Origin of the sequence: Bifidobacterium simiarum (genome assembly GCF_002802905.1) — a bacterium.
In the GTDB taxonomy this organism is placed as follows: domain Bacteria; phylum Actinomycetota; class Actinomycetes; order Actinomycetales; family Bifidobacteriaceae; genus Galliscardovia; species Galliscardovia simiarum.
In genome coordinates this window covers 276,651-293,383 of sequence record NZ_PEBK01000003.1, presented here as the reverse complement: position 1 = coordinate 293,383, position 16,733 = coordinate 276,651, and the positions used below count along the sequence as shown (strand labels likewise).

Here is a 16,733-nt window from a genome sequence, read left to right as displayed (position 1 = left end):
CGCCGCCGAGCCGGCCGCCCCCGCCAGGCCCGCCAACAACGCGCTGTACGACGATCCGGCCACGCTCGCCGCCGTGGAATCGGACGAATTCCCGGCCTTCGACCGCACAATCGAAGTGCCCTACAGCTACACGTTCCCGAAGTCGGGCGTGAACGAGCCGGCGTACCATCCCGTCGTCTGGTATCGCCGCGAGTTCACGGTCGAACGCCATCCGGGCAAGCGCTATCTGCTCAACTTCGAAGCGGTGGACTATGCCTGCGAGGTGTGGATCAACGGCCGGCACGTCGGCGGGCACACGGGCGGGCACACGCCGTTCGTCTTCGACGTCACGAGGTACCTGCGCACGGATGGCGGGAATGCCGGGAATAACGGCGCCGGCGCCGAGCACGGTCTGCCGCAGGCCAACGAACTGGTCGTCAAGGTGATCGACTTCAACCGCCCCGACCAGCCGCTGGGCAAGCAGTCGTGGAAGGACGCCAACTTCGCCTGCTGGTACACGCGCACCATCGGCATCTGGCAGAGCGTGTGGCTGGAGGAGACCGGCGCCACCTATCTCGACGACCTGATCATGACCCCGTCCGTGGCCGAGTCGAAGCTCACCGTGGATGCCTCGATCAACGATCTCGCCGCCGCCGAACTGCACTACGAGGTCTCCTTCCGGGGCAGTCCGATCACCCACGGCTCGGTGTCGTTCACGGGCGGCCGCGCGCACTTCGACATCCCGATCCGCGACTGGGACGCCAACTCCGGCATCCGCCTGTGGAGCCCCGAGAGCCCGGACCTGTACGACATCGACTTCATCGTCACCGAGCAGGGGCGCCCGGTCGACGAGGTGAGCAGCTACTTCGGCATGCGCGACATTGCCTCCGACGGCCGTCTGATCTTCCTCAACGACCAGAAGTACTACCTCAAGCTGCTGCTCAATCAGGGCTACTACAAGGACGCCGGTCTCACCGGCACGGCCGAGGAGGTGCGCGGCGACATCGAGAAGATGAAGGCCATGGGCTTCAACGGCAACCGCATCCACCAGAAGATCGAAAGTCATCGCGCGCTCTACCTGTGCGATGCGCTCGGCTTCATCGCGTGGGCGGAATTCCCCAGCGCCTACGAGTTCGGGCCGCGGCTCATCGCCAACATCGAACGGGAGCTGCCCGCGTATCTGGCCAAGCATGTCAACCATCCCGCCGTGTTCGCCTACGTGCTGATGAACGAGTCGTGGGGTGTGTTCGACGTCGCCCGCGACCGCCGGCAGCAGACCTTCGTGGACTCCCTGTACTGGCAGGCCAAGGCGTACGATCCGTCCCGTCTGGTGGTCGGTAACGACGGCTACGAGCAGGTGATGACCGACATCTGCACCCTGCACGACTACAACGCCGATGCGGACGAACTGCTGAAGACCTTCCAGGGCCGCGAGGACGAGGTCAAGGCCGGGGCTCCCTCGCCGATGTCGGGCCGGCGCGCGTTCTGCAAGGGATACGAGCGCCGTCAGGTGCCCGTGATGATCACCGAATACGGCGGCGTCGCCTATGAAGGCGGCGGGGACGGCGGCACCCGCGGCGATTCGTGGGGCTACGGCCGGCGCACCGACGACCCGAAGCAGGTGGTGGCCCGCATCCGTGCGCTCACCGAAGCCGTGATGGCGATCGACTACTGCGTCGGGTTCTGCTATACGCAGACCACCGACGTGGAGCAGGAGGTCAACGGTCTGCTCGACCACGATCACGAATACAAGTTCGACCCCGACGAGATCCGGTCGATCCTGCTGTCCGCCCACACCTACGGATACGTGCAGGTCTGATCCCGGCCGACCGCAGGACCGCCACTTCATTATCTAACTAATCAACCAACGAGCCGATCGATTATCTGACCGACCGATCACCTGATCAGCCAGTCATTCAGTTAACAGATTGACCGACCGATCACCCGATCAGTCAGCCAACCAATCACCTATCCGCCGATCGACAGGCCGGACGACCATGCCGGACGACCATGCCGACCGGCGGCACACCCAACAGGGAAGGACCATCATGACCAATCCGACGACAACGACGTCCGCCAAACCGGCCGCACCCGCCAAGCCAACCGCTCCCACCAACCCCGCCAAACCCGACGACAAGGTGACGGCGAAGGAATACGCCGCCTACTTCTGCTACGGCTTCGGCCAGTGCTTCAGCTACGGCATCATCGGCAGCTTCATCCTCATCTACTACACCGACGTCGTGGGCATCTCCTCGGTGATCGCCAGCGCGATCTTCCTCATCGCCCGCCTGTGGGACGCCGTCTTCGACCCGCTGGTCTCCGGCTTCATGGACTCGCGCGCGCCCAGCAAGGACGGCAAGTTCCGCAAGTGGATGAAATTCGCGCCGATCTTCGTGGTCGTCGCCACCATCGCCTGCTTCATCAACCCCGACATCTCCCTCACCGGCAAGATCGTGTTCTGCGGCGCCACCTACATCCTGTGGGGCACCTGCTACGCCTTCTCCGATATCCCGTTCTGGTCGCTCTCCACGGTCATGTCGCGTGACCGCCAGACCCGAACTGACCTCGTGACCACCGCCAACATCGGCGTCTCCGCCGGCATCGCCATGGCCGGCATCATCATGCCGGTGATGCTCGCCCAGTTCCGTCAGAGTCACACGCCCTCGCAGAGCTACCTGATCTCCGTGGCGATCCTCATGATCGTCGGCTTCGTGATCATGGAGTTCGGCTACCTGTTCACCAAGGAGCGCATCTCCGCCTCCGCCAAGGCCGAGAAGCTCACCTACGGTCAGGTGTTCGAAGCGGTGAAGGCCAACAAGTACATGATGATGATCCTGGTGATCTTCTTCCTGAAGTTCTTCATGGAGATGGTCAACAACATGATGATCTACTTCTTCACCTACAACATGTCCGACGCCGGCCTGATGACCGGATTCGGCCTGATCGGCACGCTCAGCGCCCTGACCTTCTTCCTGATCCCCGTGCTCACCCGCCGGTTCCGCAAGATCGACATCGTGCGCGTGCTGCTCCTCACCGAGATCGTGTTCCGCGTGATCTTCTTCTTCGTCGGCTACTCGAACACCGTGCTCACCTTCGTGTTCATCGGCATCACCTGGTGCCTGTACGGCATGAGCAATCCGATCCTCTCCGCCATGCTCGCCGAAACCATCGAATACAGTCAGGTCAAGACCGGCCACCGCGCCGAGGCCGTGGTGTTCGGCGGCCAGACCTTCTCCAGCAAGCTCGCCATCGCGCTCGCCGGCGCCACCACCGGTCTGTTGCTCACCTTCCTCGGCTACCAGCCGAACGTGGCGCAGAGCTCCGGCACCCTCGACGGCCTGTTCTTCGTGATCTCGATCCTGCCGGCGATCGGCGCGCTGCTGAAGTTCCTGATCCTCACCAAGTACGACTACACCGAGGCGGAGTTCAAGGAATGCCAGCGGATCCTCGTCGAGCGCGGGGCCGAAGGGTACAAGACCGCCCCGGAGGATCTCGACTAGGGGGTTGGTTTTGCCGGTTCGGCTGGTTTGATCGCCGGTTTGATCGCCGGTCGGTTTTGCCGGTCTGACTATCGGCTGATCTGCCGGCCGCACCCCGGACGGCCTCTCCCCGCGGTCAGACCGCTTGCCTACGATGGTGCAGTATTAACTGATAGTTCGCCATCGTAGGCGTATACCGTAGGGAATGAGGAATCGGTGTCCGGTAAGCAAGCGAAGTCGGGTGGTTCGGGCCGGACCAGTGGATCGGCAAAGTCCGGTGGATCAGCGCGGACCGGTCTGCCGTCGAACCCGACCATGCAGGACGTGGCCCGTCTCGCCGGCGTCTCGATCTCCTCGGTCTCCAATTATCTGGCCGATTATCCGTATATGAAGCCGATCACCAAGCAGCACATTCAGGAGGCGATCGACGCGCTCGGCTACGTGACCAACGAGCGGGCGCGCAGTCTGCGGTCGGGGAGGACCGGGCTGATTTCGCTGTCGATCCCGAGCCTGACGCAGGCGTACTTCGCCGAACTGGCCGAGGAGATCATCGCCGCGGCCCGGAGGCGCGGCTACGGGATCCTGATTGAATCGACCGGGTTCAGCCGCGATTGGGAGCTGGCCAGCGTCGCCGCGATGGCCAGGCGGGCCACCGACGGGCTGATCATGAGTCCGCTGGCGATGGAGGACTCCGATATTCCGCGGCTGCGCGGTGAATTCCCGCTGGTGCTGCTGGGGGAGCGGCTCTTCGACGTGCCGGCGCCGCATGTGCTGGTGCATAACGTGGAGGTGGGTCGGGCGCTCACCGAGCATCTGATCGCCGCCGGATGTGAGACCATCGCCTTCCTGGGCGGCGTGCTGGAATCGAACCATCCCTCGGCCGAGGTGCTGCGTACGAAGGGATACGTGCAGGCGCTGGAGGCGGCCGGACGACCGGTGCGGCCCGAACTGGTGCGGACGCTGGTGGGCGAGGCCACGAGCCGGGCCGGCGTGGAGCTGGTCGAGCGCATGGTGGCCGAAGGGGTGAAGCCGGACGGCGTCGTGTGCTACAGCGATCTCGTGGCGTTCGGCGTGGTGCGCCAGCTTCGTGAAATGCGGGTGCGCATCCCCGATGACGTGCGCGTGGTCAGCATCGACAACCTTGACGAGGCGCAGTACACCATGCCCTCGCTCACCTCGGTGGAGCTGGGCCGGCGGCAGATCGCCGAGCTCGCCGTCGACTCGATCCTGAAGCAGGTCAAGGAGGGTCGCGCCCCCGCCGGCGAACTCTACGCCGACTACGAAATCATGTACCGCGAGTCTTCCCCGGCGGTGGGGTCCTAGGGGCATCTCATTTTGGGCTTCCCCCTCTGGGGGAAGCTGTCCGCTCCGCGGACTGATGAGGGGCACGGCTTTGCGGACTGAGGGTGGCTGATCCTTCACCGAGGCCAATCGAATCCCGCTGTCGTGCCAAGATGGAGACGAGACGATCGGCAATCACGACAAGGAGCTGGATATGGTGATGCATCGCAATCTCGGGCCGTTCGACACCACGGCCATCGGCCACGGCGAAATGCCGCTGACCATCGAAAACAATCGCGGACATGCGGTCGGACTGGAGACGCTGCACGCCTCGCTGGATGCGGGCTGCCGTCACATCGACACCGCGTGGGCCTACTACACGCCCGGCGAGGAGGAGCAGACCGGCGAGAAGCTGACGCGCGAGGCGCTGGAGACGTGGAACGGCCCGCGTGATGAGGTGACCGTGGCCACCAAGATCGGTCTGCGCCGCGCATGGACGGCCGACGGCAAGCCGGACTGGCCTCGCGACGGCAAGCCCGAGCATCTGATCGAATACGGCAAGCAGTCGGCGCTGGCGCTGGGCGTGGACTCGATCGACCTGCTGTACATGCACCGGCATGATCCCGAAGTGCCGTACGATCAGTCGATCGAGGCGATCAAGCAGCTGTTGGACGAGGGCGTGGCCCAGTGGGCCGGCGTCTCCAACGTGAGCATCGAACAGCTCGACATCGCCCGCGGCATCCTCGGCGACAAGCTCATCGCCGTGCAGAACCAGTATTCGCCGGTGCATCTGGAGACGCAGGACACGCTCGACTACTGCGCGAAGCTGGGCATCGCGTTCGTGTGCTGGAGCCCGCTCGGCGGCTACCGTCACCCCTACGACGATTCGAAGTTCGACCCGTTCCGCGCCGTGGCGGCCAAGTACGGCGTGAGCTACCAGCAGGTGGTGCTCGCCTGGGAGCTCGCCAAGGGCGACCACATGTTCGTGATCCCCGGCGCCCACCGCCCCGAAACCATCCTCGACTCCCTCAAGGCCGGCGACCTCAACCTCACCGCCGAGGACCTCGCCCAGCTGCCGTGACCGCGGCGATGCCGGGTTTGATCCGCGCCCGCTGATTCAGGCGTCTCGCTACCGACCGAGCATCCGCTCCGCATCGATGATAGTGAGGGTCGGATCCAGTTCCGCCTTCGCGGCGGTCTTTTCGGAAGCGGGACGCTTGGTGAACAGATAGTACAGACGGTCTCCCCTCTCCTTGATGAGGGGAGACCGCGCCTTGAGCTTGTCGATGGCTTCAGTTTCGTTCAGGCTCTCCCGCCATTTGCATTCGCCGAGCAGCACCCGATGATTGAACGAATCGGCCATGACGATATCGATATCCGTCTGTTCCCGCTTGGCCGGGTCATTGCCCCACCATTTGCCGTAGGCGCTGGGCAGGAAGTCGATATGCTGCTCCACACACTGTCGCAGCAGCCACTGCATACACATGGTTTCGAACTGCTGCCCCACATAGGTGTCAAACACTTCGCCGGATGAAGCGGTTGCGGCCGCGGCCTTGCCATATCCAGTGTCGATCAGCGCGCTTGCGGGACTGACGAACCGATACCAGTAGGCGAAGAACGGGTCCTTGATCTTCCACAGTCCCTTACGTGAATGATGTGGATCCTCTCCGAATGGCACGAGCCGTTCGATGATGCCGAGCTGGGCCAATGTGCGAAGATACGAGCCGACGGTATTGGCGTCCACTCCGGCGTATTCGGCGATCTCCTTGGGACGGGTCCGTCCCGCGCCGACCGCGTCCAGAATGGAGCTGTACAACGCGGGCTCGCGCAGCTCCTGCCGGAGCAGCATCATCGGCTCCTCATAGAGGATGCCGTTCTGACTGAAACAACGCGATAGGATGTTCTCCTGAAACGACATGTCCGGATCGATCTGCTCCAGATAGTACGGAGTGCCTCCCAACGCCGCGTAATAGTGGATGCGGTCTTGCCAGTCGGCCTGCTCCGGCATGAGTTTGCAGGCGTCGAACAGGTCGAACGGTTTTAGTCGTATCTGCGCGTTTCGTCGTCCATAGAGCGGACTCTTGTAACCCAGCACCTTGCTTTCCATGAAGCCCTCATTGCTGCCGCAGAGGATCATCATGATGTTGGTGTCCTTGAACCAATGATCGATGGCGATTTGCAGGGCCGATGGCAGCGAGGGTTCGGCAGCGGCGGCATAGGGGAGTTCGTCCAGAACGAAGACGAATGGGTGTTCGGGATCGGCCTTGGCCTTGCCGACGATGAACGAGAGTGCATCGTCCCAGCTTGCGAAGCCTCCTGAAAACCCCGGTTCGTTGAAGAACCGGAGGATTGACTGCGATAGTTCGCGCAGATTGGCCGTGGCGCTCTGTTCCTTGGCCGTGAACCAAAGCGCCCGATGGTTCTCGCAGAAACGGGCAATCAGGGCCGTCTTGCCTACGCGACGGCGGCCGTATACGACGCTCATCTGGAATTTGTTCAGGGAAAAATGATATTCGAGTGTCTGCAGTTCCTCAGTTCGTCCAACGAATGCCATGGTTTTCCGCTTCCCGATCGTTGTTGTCGTATCTTACTGTGTTCGTAAGCAAGTTGTTCGTACACAACTTGCTTACGAACACAGTAAGACGATGATCAGACGTAACGGAGACATGCCGGTCGCTCCGACGATGGCCCGGCCTGTCGGTCCATGCGGCTCCTACAGCTCCGCGGCGAGGCGGGCTAGGGTGGTGGCGGCGGACTCGAACTCCTCGGGGGTGGTGTAGGCGTAGGAGAGGCGCAGGGAGTTGTCGCCCTCGAAATCGTAGATGTCGCCGGGATTGAGCAGCACCCCGGCCTCCACGGCCTTCTGGAACAGCTTGCCCATCGGCATCGGGCGGTCGAAGGTCAGCCAGATGTAGAAGCCGCCCTTCGGCGTGTTCCAGTGCGCGGTCACGCGTTCGCCGGAGCCGGAACCCGAACCGGAGCCCGAACCCGCCGCGCCCGCTCCGAACAATCGCTCCAGCACATCCAGCGCGCCGTCCCGTCGCCGCCGCAGTTCGTCGGTCAGCGAACCGAGATACTCGTCGTACAGCCCGCTGGTGAGGAACCGGGTGAACACCCACTGCGAAAGCGTGCTCGCGCCGTAGTCCATCTGCATCTTCACGTCGGCCAGCCGCTGCACGATCGGCTCCGGCGCCACGATCCATCCGATGCGCAGTCCCGGGGCCAGTGCCTTGGACGCGCTGCCGAGGTAGATCACCATGCCGGTCTCGTCCATGGCCTTGAGCGGCATGGGCTTCTCGTCGTCGAAATACAGGTCCTGATACGCACCGTCCTCGATCACCGGCAGACGATGCGCCACGCAGCATTCGATGAGTTCACGTCGTCGCCGCTCGTCCATGGTCACACCGGTGGGATTGTGGTTCGTCGGGATCGTGTACAGCACCGCCTCGCCGCCGCGGTGCCGTTCGGCCATCGGTGCCAGCCGGTCGACCACGATCCCCGAATCGTCCATGTCCACGCCCTCGAGATGCATGCCGGCGGACTGGAACACCTGCAGCGACTTGATGTAGCTGGGCGCTTCGGCGAACACCGTCGACCCCGCCGACAGCAGACTCACCGAAATCATCTGCAGCGCCTGCAATGCCCCCGACGTCACCAGAATCTGCGAGGCGTTGCAGTCGATGCCGGTGGCGCGCATATGCGCGGCGATCGCCTCGCGCAGTGCGGGCAATCCGGCCGGATCGGGGTATCCCAGCGATTCGATCTCCTCGGCGGCCTCGCCGAGCACCCGCCGCCACATATCCCGCGGAAACAGTCGCGGATCGATCTCTCCCGTGCCGAGCCGGACGATGTTCGGCGCGAATTCCAGACGGTTGATCGCCTGAATCGTGTCGTTGTTGGCCTTGAAGAACCCGGACGACACATAGTCCGCCCAGTCGGGGGCGCCGGGCAGCATCAGCGACCACGTATTGCTGACGATCCGCGTACCCGCCCCGTGCATGCCCTCCACGATCCCGTAGTCGGTCAGCTCCTCGATGGCCGCGATCACCGTGGACCGGTTCACGCCGAACCCCTCGGCCATCGCACGCTGGGAGGGCAGTCGCGACCCGATCGGCCATACGCCGCTGGAGACCTGACGGCACATGTACTGCACGATCTGCTCGGCCAGCGGCACGGCGGATCCGCGCTCCGGCTTCCAGTCGATGATCAGCGGCTTCTGTCGGGCCATGGTCTCCTCCCCGGTTGTGGTCGACCGGCACGGTTTGGTTGGTCGGTACGGTGATTGGTTGGTGGTTTTGGTTGTATTGTACACACACCTTTTGGCTGGTTGTCTATTGCGGGTCACTCCTTAGAATAAAGGTCTGGATAGGCGGGAGACGTTGTGAACCATATGATTTCCCGCAAGTGAAGCGATAGTGAACAATTATTTTGGTTGGCTCTCAATAGGCCAGCCAAATATACTTGGATGGGTGCGCCGCGCAGAGCCAGAAGCGCTCGCGGGCATCGGAGGAGTTTGTGCCATGGGGTTCTATCTGCAGGGACTGACGGTCGGTCTGGCGTACATCGCGCCGATCGGCATGCAGAATCTGTTCGTCATCAATTCGGCGCTGACCAAGACCCGCCGCCGCGCGTTGATGACCGCGCTGATCGTCATCGTGTTCGAGGTGGCGCTGTCGCTGTCGTGCTTCTTCGGCGTCGGATCGTTGATGCAGCGCTACGAATGGCTGCAGCTGGGCGTGCTGGCCATCGGCGGGCTGGTGGTGATCCGCATCGGCGCGGGTCTGCTCGTGGCGAAGCCGGACGCCGGTCATAAGGCGGAGACCGATCATCAGACGGTCGATCGGAAGGCTTCGGCGTCGGATTCGGCGTTGGCCTCGACCGCGAAGTCCGACGGCATCGGCCATACCATCTCCACCGCCTGCGTGGTCACCTGGTGCAATCCGCAGGCCATCATCGACGGTACGCTGATGCTCGGCGCGTTCAGCGCCACACTCACCGCGGCCCAGTCCACACCGTTCATCACCGGCGTCGAAACCGCGTCGGTGGGCTGGTTCATCGGCATCACCCTGCTGATCTCCGCCTTCCGCGATCGGTTCAGCCCGAGGATCATCAACGGGCTCAACAAGGTGTGCGGCACAGTCATCATCATCTACGGACTCAAGCTGCTCGTCGAATTCGCCATGGCCGTGCTGTAGTCGTGCTGTAAGGAGGTGTCTCTCCGACGGTTTTTGGTCAAAGCAAGCTTGAAGACACCGAAATCGGGCTCTTCAAGCTTGGATTGACCATGAAACCGGTTGGGACAGTCCGGATCCCCGGAGAACCGGTCTTCCCGGTGGTTCGGCTAGACTGACCTATTGCTATGACTTCATCAACTGAACCCCTGAACACCTTGGATTCCCCGACTTTGGATTCCCCGACCTCGTCCGTGTCCATGTCCGTGTCGGCGCCCGTATCCGTACCCATGGCGGCCGGACTCCGTCGCCGTCACCGGCCCGAGGTGCTGGCCCCCGCCGGCAACCTTCGCGGGCTCAAGACCGCCGTCGACTACGGCGCGGACGCCGTCTACTGCGGCGGCAAGGCTTTCGGCATGAGAAGCGCCCCGCGAAACCTCAGCCTCGCCGACTTCGAGGAGGGCGCCCGCTACGCCCACGCCGTCGGCTCGCGCGTGTACGTCACGCTCAACGTGCTGCCGCGCAACGCCGAGGTCGAGGCGATCCGCGACTACATCGGCCAGCTCAAGGACACCGGCATCGACGCGCTGATCGTCACCGACATCGGCGTGATGATGATGGCCCATCAGATCGCCCCCGACCTCGAACTGCATGTGAGCACGCAGGCCGGCGTCACCAACTACGGCGCCGCGCAGGCCCTCTACGAGTTCGGGGCCCGCCGCGTGGTGCTCGCCCGCGAGATGGATCTGCAGGCCGTGCGTGACATCCGCGCCCGCATCCCCGACGACATGGACATCGAATGCTTCGTGCACGGCGCCATGTGCATGGCGTTCTCCGGACGCTGCCTGTTCTCCAACTACCTGACCGGCCGCGACGGCAACCACGGCGAATGCGCGCAGCCGTGCCGGTGGAAGTACTCGATCGTGGAGGAGAAGCGTCCCGGCCAGTACTTCCCGATCGAACAGACCGAGGAGGGCGCGTACCTGTTCAACTCGCAGGACATGAACATGCTCGAGCACATCGACGATCTGATCGACTCGGGCGCCAGCAGCCTCAAGATCGAAGGACGGTCGAAGAGCGCCTACTACGTGGCGGCGATGACCAACGCCTACAAGACCGCGGTCAACGAATACATGGTGCAGCGCGGATTCGAATCCGCCGATGGCACCGTGCTCAAGCCGTTCCATGACCGCGTGATCCGTCCGGGCGACCCCGATTTCGAGGAGACCGCCGACGACGCGATCGAGCGCAATGCCGACAAGGCGTTCGCCGGCATGCCCGGGGAGCCGCCGGTCGAAGGAGCGGAGGGGGAGACCACAGTCGCGTCCGAGCTCGTCGTCGGGGAGACCACAGCCGCGGAGAAGACCGTGCCCGTGGAGGATGCCGCCGCGCGTTCCGCCGGCGGGGCGAAGCTCGACGAACTGAGCTACCGCGCCCGATCCACCCGACGCAAGTCGAATACTCGCGAGGAGGTGCTGCCCGAAGGATGGCACCACGCGAAGTGCCGTCCGGCGCCGCCGGTCGATCTGCCCGAATGGCTGATCGAGGAGCCCGACAAGGTGGCCCACCGCGACTACTCCACCGGGTTCTACTATCCGGAACACAAGGTGACGCAGAACACCGATCGCTCCGCCTACTTCCGCTCATGGCTGGTCGTCGGCGAAGTGATCTCGTGGAGCGCCGAGCGCGGTGGCCGCGTGACCATCATGGCCCGCAACAAGATCGAACCCGGCCAGACCGTCGAATTCGTGCTGCCGGGGGAGGCCCCGCTTGTCTACGTCGTGCCCGACGACGGTCTGGAGGACGCCGACGGCGTGCCGGTCGCCGAGATCAACCATCCCGCGCGCGTGTTCTCCATGCCCTGCCCGCACGAGGTGCCGGTCAACGCCGCCATGCGCTCGCGCACCAAGAAGCCCACGCTCAAGGCCGCCTGATCGCCCGTCGTCATACCGCCCCCGCCGGCATCCGATTCTCCGCCCCCGCCGGCGGGGGCTGTCGGCGAAGTCGACTGGGGGTGGTCAAGCCTACCGGACTGTCCATCCGGCAGAAGCACCACCACGTATTGAGTTCCATCATCTAAGAAGGCATCATGACCAACACCGATTCATCAAACACCAATTCATCAAACACCAATTCACCAAGCGATCCGAACGTCAACCCGCTCACCGTCCCCAATCCCGCCGATCCGGACGCGAACATCCTCAACAGCAACACCATCCCCGATCATTACGAGGACGGCCGTCCGGTACCGGTGACCATTCCGATTCCGCTGGCCCCCGGCATCAAGGTGGTGTACACCACGCGTCTCGGCGGTATCTCGCAGGGCGACTACGCGGCGTTGAACCTCGGCGGCCGCGGAGGCGACGATCCGGCCGCGATCGAGGCGAACCGTACGGCGCTGGCCGAGGAGATCGGCGCGAAGCTGTCGCTGGTCGGTCAGGTGCATTCCGCCAAGGCCGTGGACGTGGACGACCTCTACCGCGACAACGCCCCCTACGGCTTCGACGCCTCCGGCACGCAGATCGACGAGGAGCGCGCCGCCCAGCGCATCGAGGCGGACGGCCAGGTCACGACCCGCAAGGGCGTGGCGCTGGGCATGTTCGCCGCCGACTGCCTGCCGGTGCTGTTCGCCGACCCGATCTCCGGCGTGATCGGCGCCGCCCATTGCGGCCGCCGCGGACTCCAGCGGGGCGTGATCGAGGAGACGGTCGACCTCATGGTGAAGAAGGGGGCGAAGCGCGAGAACATCGTGGCCACGCTCGGCCCGCGCATCTGCGGCGAATGCTATGAGGTGGGCGACGAGATCGCCGAGGACTTCCAGAAGCGCTTCCCGCTGACGAAGACCACGACCCGCTTCGGCGGCGCGGGCATCGACATCGCCGAGGCCGCGATGATCGATCTGGCGTTCGCCGGCGTGAATCAGGTGGCCGATTCGATGCGTCGCGTCAACGCGGCCACGCAGTACCTCGCCGAAGATGCGGAGCTCGCCGACCTGTGCCGTGCCGACAATGAGGGCGACCCGGAGCTGCACGAGCGCATCGGCGCGATCCGCCACAGCCTGTGCACGCTGGAGAACCCGCTGTGGTTCTCGCATCGCCGGGCCACGCTCAGCCACAAGGAGCACGAAGGCCGTCTGCTCGCCCTCGTCGTGCGCGAATAGCGCGCTCGGCCCGGACGGGACGGGGCCGGAAGAGCCGGGTCGGACGCCCGCACCGATATCGCCATATTCCGCATATTCGGTGCAGAAGTCCGCGCGCCCGCGCTCGCCGGCCCCCGTGTGGGGCTATGGTGAAGCCTATGTGTGAGAAGAGTCAGGATGAGCAGGAGGAGCAGGGCGTGACCGGGCAGGCACAGACCGAACAGCCGCAGACCGAGCAGATTCGGGACGTCCCCGTGGTGGCGGTGGTGCTGGCCGCGGGATTCGGCACCCGCTTCGACCCCGACAATCCCAAGCAGCTGGTCTCCGTGGGCGACCGGCCTATCGTGCAGTGGTCGATCGAGGCGTTTGAGCACAATCCGCAGGTCACCGACATCGTGGTGGTGGTCAATCCCAAGGTGCGCCAGGCCGTGGAGACGCTGTGCGAGCAGGGGCGTTACGCCAAGGTGCGCATGGTGATCGACGGTGGCAGGGAACGTTCCGATTCCACGCAGTCGGCGCTGCAGGTGCTGGCCGACGCCGGCATCCCCGGCGACGCCAAGGTGCTGATCCACGACGCGGTGCGCCCGTTCGTCGAGCAGTCCGCGATCCGCGGCTGCGTGGAGGCCCTGAATCAGTTCGATGCCGCCACGGTGGCCGTGCCCAGCACCGACACCGTGCTGCTCACGGCTGATCTCGGCGACCGCAAGGCCATCGACTCGGTGCCGGACCGTCCCAACACCTTCCGTGCCCAGACCCCGCAGGCGTTCCGGTTCCATACGATCCGCGAGGCGTACGCCAAGGCGGCCGACGACCCGGATTTCCATCCCACCGACGATACCCGGGTGGTGGTGGACTATCTGCCCGACACCCCCGTCACCATCGTGAGCGGATCAGAGACCAACCTGAAGATCACCACGCTGGCCGACATCCCCGTGGCCGAATCCATCGCGGGCACGCTGGCCGAGGCGAGGGCGAACGACGCCGAGTACTGGCGCAACCGCATGCACGCGCTGGTCGGCAGTCTGCGCGGCTGAGCGTCCGGAACGTCGATCGAAACGTCGGCGGTGGCAGACGTCGGTGTGGCAGACGTCGGCGGCGACAATAGGCGATACTAGGCAATAGCAGGCAAGTCAGCAGCACAAGGAGGACCGATGCGGCATTTCAACGTCGTTGTTTCCGGATTCGACCCGTACGAGGGCATCGAGGTCAATCCGAGCGCCCAGGTGAGCCGTACGCTCGAGGAGCATGGAGTGAGCGCCCCGCCGGAGGGCTGCGAGATCAGCGTCACCTCCGTGCTGCTGCCGCTGAGCTTCCAGAACGCCTGGCCCACCCTGCTCGAGACCATCGAAACGGTGCACCCCGACGTGGTGATCGCCACCGGGCTCAAGACCCACGCCCATTCGGTGGCGCTGGAACGTTGCGCCACGAACCTCATCGACGCCTCCCGCCCGGACGCCGACAACGTGCAGCCGCGCCGGGTGCCGATCGAGCCGGAGGGCCCGGCGGCCTATTGGACGCGCCTGCCGCTGCGATCCATCCTGCACGACTTCACCGAGCAGAACATTCCCGCCACGCTGAGTTCCGACGCCGGCACGTTCGTGTGCAACTCGCTGTTCTACCGGCTGCTGGACTGGAACTCCCGGCAGGACAAGGCCCTCACCGGGTTCCTTAGCTTCCCCAAGGTCGGCGACGGCGGCAAGTACGGCTCCGGCCTCTCCCTCGATCAGATGATCGCGGCCGCCGAGGACGCGATCCGCGCCACCGTGGCGTACTGGGACCACCCGGTCTCCGACGAGATCCTCGGCGACTGATTCCGGGAGATCGGCTTCTCTTCCGGGAGACCGGCGACTGATTCCGGGAGATCGGCTCTTAGACCTGTCCGGATCACCCTGAAAAATCGGTCGGACTCGGCCCGGGATCACCTTCCGAATCACCCTTCGGACCGACCGGAATCACCCCGGAAACCACCCCGACGATCCGAATGGCGAAACGCCTGTGTCGAGGTTGTGGCAAGTATGTGTGCCCCGATGGGATTTCGTCCCCGCGTGCGCTAAAGTTCCTACCAGTCGGGGGAGCTCCCCGTATGGTTCAAGGCGCTTGTGAGGTAGTCGCTATGACAGAAGAATTCCCGGTGGTGTGGAAGGGATATGACAAGGACGCGGTGGACGGCACGCTGGCCACCATGCGTGAGAACACGGAACGTATGCGCGAGCAGATCAAGGCATACGATCAGCGCATCCTGAAGCTCGAGGCCGAGCTGCAGGAGGAGAAGGCCCGCAAGACCCCGCAGAAGAACACGTTCGCCTCCCTCGGCGCCTCCGCGCAGCAGCTGCTCGCCTCGGCCGAGCAGACCAGCCGCGAGCTGCTGGAGCGCGCCAAGCAGGATGCCGCCCGCACCCGCAAGACCGCGCAGGAGAAGGCCGACACCCTGCTCAACAACGCGTCGATCGACGCCACCCAGGTGCACGACGACGCCCAGGCCGAAGCCGATTCCCTCGTGGCCAAGGCCCGCAACGAGGCCAACACCATCCTCTCGTCCGCCAAGCAGACCGCCAGCCAGCTGAAGTCCGTGGCCGAGAAGCAGGCCGGCGAACAGCGCGAGACCCTGCGTCTGGAGCTGGAGAACGCCCGTGACGAGCAGAGCAAGAAGCTCGCCGCCGAGAAGGCCGAGCACGAGCGCCAGATCGCCGAGCAGCGCACCCAGCTCAGCCAGGAGATCGCCGATCAGCGCAAGACCGCCGACGAGGAGATCTCCAAGAAGAAGATCGAATCCGACGACCGCATCCAGAAGGCTCTGGATCAGGCCAACGCCCGCCTCAACGACGTGCGCGATCAGGTCGGCAAGATGCTGTCCGACGCCAAGCGCCAGTCCGGCGAGATCCTGGAGAAGGCCAAGGCCGACGCCCGCCGTCTGACCGATTCGGCCGACGTGGAGCGCGCCCACCGTCTGGCGGAGACCGCCGCCGAGGTCGAGCAGATCCGCAAGGACATCGCCGCCCAGCAGGACGAGGCCAGCACCAAGGTGAATCAGGTGCTCGCCAGCGTCAAGGAGCGCAGCGAGCAGGCCCAGCAGGAATCCGACGCCCTGCTCGCCCAGGCCCGTGCCGCCCGTGATGACGCCGACGCCTACGCGGCCAAGACCCGCGAGGAGGCCGACGCACAGGGCAAGGCCCTGATCGAGGAGGCCACCCGCAAGGCCGAGGCTCAGGTGCAGCAGCGTCGCGAAGCCTCCCAGAAGGAGATCGAGGGCCTTCAGGAGCACATCACCGCGTTGCAGGCCCGCGAGGCGTCGATCACCGCCCGCGTGGACGAGCTGCGTTCCATCTTCGCCAACGCGTTCGGCTTCGGTGGCCCGGCCGCCGGTGCCGCCGCCGGCGTTCCGGCCGGCGTGGCCCAGGCCGTGGGCGACGTCGTCGATCAGCCCGCCGATGCGGCCGCCCCCGCCGAGGCCCCGGATGTGCCGGTGGCCAACGCGGTGCCGGTCGACCCCGCGGCAGCCGCGGCCCCGGTTGCCGCTCCGGCCACCGACGGCGATCAGACCGACGAGCAGCCGGTTCAGCCCGCCGCGCACTGATCGGTAGCGTAGTTTCGGCTCCCGTCCGGATTCTCCGGCGGGAGCCGTTCGATATCCCCGACCCTTTCAGCAATCCGACTCTTCAGCAATCCCCATATTCAAGGAGGAAT

The 16,733-nt window shown here is 64.7% G+C and carries 12 protein-coding genes; 10 read left to right on the top strand and 2 right to left on the bottom strand.

The window, feature by feature from the left end; genetic code table 11:
- The 4 genes from CSQ87_RS04620 to CSQ87_RS04605 all read left to right on the top strand — a co-directional run.
- The coding region (locus CSQ87_RS04620) for a glycoside hydrolase family 2 protein (protein ID WP_100512705.1) at window positions 1-1,798 on the top strand (1,798 nt) is incomplete at its 5' end.
- A gap of 229 nt (window positions 1,799-2,027) precedes the next feature.
- Window positions 2,028-3,479: an MFS transporter gene (locus tag CSQ87_RS04615; RefSeq protein WP_100512704.1), complete on the top strand. Its 1,452-nt coding sequence runs from the start codon at window positions 2,028-2,030 to the stop codon at window positions 3,477-3,479.
- 294 nt (window positions 3,480-3,773) lie between these two features.
- Window positions 3,774-4,781, top strand: coding sequence for a LacI family DNA-binding transcriptional regulator (locus CSQ87_RS04610; RefSeq protein ID WP_100512703.1), 1,008 nt, complete (start codon window positions 3,774-3,776; stop codon window positions 4,779-4,781).
- Between the two features lie 172 nt (window positions 4,782-4,953).
- Window positions 4,954-5,820, top strand: a complete 867-nt coding sequence (locus CSQ87_RS04605) for an aldo/keto reductase (RefSeq protein ID WP_100512702.1) — start codon at window positions 4,954-4,956, stop codon at window positions 5,818-5,820.
- A gap of 48 nt (window positions 5,821-5,868) precedes the next feature.
- On the opposite strand, the gene CSQ87_RS04600 is transcribed toward CSQ87_RS04605, so the two are convergent.
- Window positions 5,869-7,293 (bottom strand): ATP-binding protein, encoded by a 1,425-nt coding sequence (locus CSQ87_RS04600; RefSeq protein ID WP_100512701.1) that lies wholly within the window; start codon window positions 7,291-7,293, stop codon window positions 5,869-5,871.
- A gap of 159 nt (window positions 7,294-7,452) precedes the next feature.
- On the bottom strand, window positions 7,453-8,967 hold the full coding sequence (locus CSQ87_RS04595) for an aminotransferase-like domain-containing protein (RefSeq protein WP_100512700.1): 1,515 nt from the start codon (window positions 8,965-8,967) through the stop codon (window positions 7,453-7,455).
- Window positions 8,968-9,259: 292 nt separating this feature from the next.
- Between CSQ87_RS04595 and CSQ87_RS04590 the strand changes: the two genes are divergently transcribed.
- The 6 genes from CSQ87_RS04590 (at window position 9,260) to CSQ87_RS04565 (ending at window position 16,623) form a co-directional block, all read left to right on the top strand.
- Window positions 9,260-9,934 carry a LysE/ArgO family amino acid transporter gene (locus CSQ87_RS04590; RefSeq protein ID WP_100512699.1) on the top strand — a complete coding sequence of 225 codons (675 nt, stop codon included), beginning with the start codon at window positions 9,260-9,262 and terminating at the stop codon, window positions 9,932-9,934.
- Between the two features lie 266 nt (window positions 9,935-10,200).
- Window positions 10,201-11,844 carry a peptidase U32 family protein gene (locus CSQ87_RS04585; RefSeq protein ID WP_165776739.1) on the top strand — a complete coding sequence of 548 codons (1,644 nt, stop codon included), beginning with the start codon at window positions 10,201-10,203 and terminating at the stop codon, window positions 11,842-11,844.
- Between the two features lie 155 nt (window positions 11,845-11,999).
- Window positions 12,000-13,070, top strand: coding sequence for a purine nucleoside phosphorylase YfiH/LACC1 family protein (locus tag CSQ87_RS04580; RefSeq protein WP_100512698.1), 1,071 nt, complete (start codon window positions 12,000-12,002; stop codon window positions 13,068-13,070).
- 137 nt (window positions 13,071-13,207) lie between these two features.
- Window positions 13,208-14,083 carry an IspD/TarI family cytidylyltransferase gene (locus tag CSQ87_RS04575; protein ID WP_100512697.1) on the top strand — a complete coding sequence of 292 codons (876 nt, stop codon included), beginning with the start codon at window positions 13,208-13,210 and terminating at the stop codon, window positions 14,081-14,083.
- Between the two features lie 117 nt (window positions 14,084-14,200).
- Complete coding sequence (locus CSQ87_RS04570) at window positions 14,201-14,860, top strand: pyroglutamyl-peptidase I (RefSeq protein WP_100512696.1); 660 nt, start codon at window positions 14,201-14,203, stop codon at window positions 14,858-14,860.
- Window positions 14,861-15,162: 302 nt separating this feature from the next.
- Window positions 15,163-16,623 (top strand): DivIVA domain-containing protein, encoded by a 1,461-nt coding sequence (locus tag CSQ87_RS04565; RefSeq protein ID WP_165776736.1) that lies wholly within the window; start codon window positions 15,163-15,165, stop codon window positions 16,621-16,623.
- The last annotated feature ends 110 nt before the right edge of the window (window positions 16,624-16,733 follow it).

What these genes read in the sequence shown, in the direction of transcription:
- CSQ87_RS04615 (WP_100512704.1), top strand. Translation starts at nt 2,028, where the DNA reads ATGACCAATCCGACGACAACGACGTCCGCCAAACCGGCCGCACCCGCC.
- CSQ87_RS04610 (WP_100512703.1), top strand. Translation starts at nt 3,774, where the DNA reads ATGCAGGACGTGGCCCGTCTCGCCGGCGTCTCGATCTCCTCGGTCTCC.
- CSQ87_RS04605 (WP_100512702.1), top strand. Translation starts at nt 4,954, where the DNA reads ATGGTGATGCATCGCAATCTCGGGCCGTTCGACACCACGGCCATCGGC.
- CSQ87_RS04600 (WP_100512701.1), bottom strand. Translation starts at nt 7,293, where the DNA reads ATGGCATTCGTTGGACGAACTGAGGAACTGCAGACACTCGAATATCAT.
- CSQ87_RS04595 (WP_100512700.1), bottom strand. Translation starts at nt 8,967, where the DNA reads ATGGCCCGACAGAAGCCGCTGATCATCGACTGGAAGCCGGAGCGCGGA.
- CSQ87_RS04590 (WP_100512699.1), top strand. Translation starts at nt 9,260, where the DNA reads ATGGGGTTCTATCTGCAGGGACTGACGGTCGGTCTGGCGTACATCGCG.
- CSQ87_RS04585 (WP_165776739.1), top strand. Translation starts at nt 10,201, where the DNA reads ATGGCGGCCGGACTCCGTCGCCGTCACCGGCCCGAGGTGCTGGCCCCC.
- CSQ87_RS04580 (WP_100512698.1), top strand. Translation starts at nt 12,000, where the DNA reads ATGACCAACACCGATTCATCAAACACCAATTCATCAAACACCAATTCA.
- CSQ87_RS04575 (WP_100512697.1), top strand. Translation starts at nt 13,208, where the DNA reads ATGTGTGAGAAGAGTCAGGATGAGCAGGAGGAGCAGGGCGTGACCGGG.
- CSQ87_RS04570 (WP_100512696.1), top strand. Translation starts at nt 14,201, where the DNA reads ATGCGGCATTTCAACGTCGTTGTTTCCGGATTCGACCCGTACGAGGGC.
- CSQ87_RS04565 (WP_165776736.1), top strand. Translation starts at nt 15,163, where the DNA reads ATGACAGAAGAATTCCCGGTGGTGTGGAAGGGATATGACAAGGACGCG.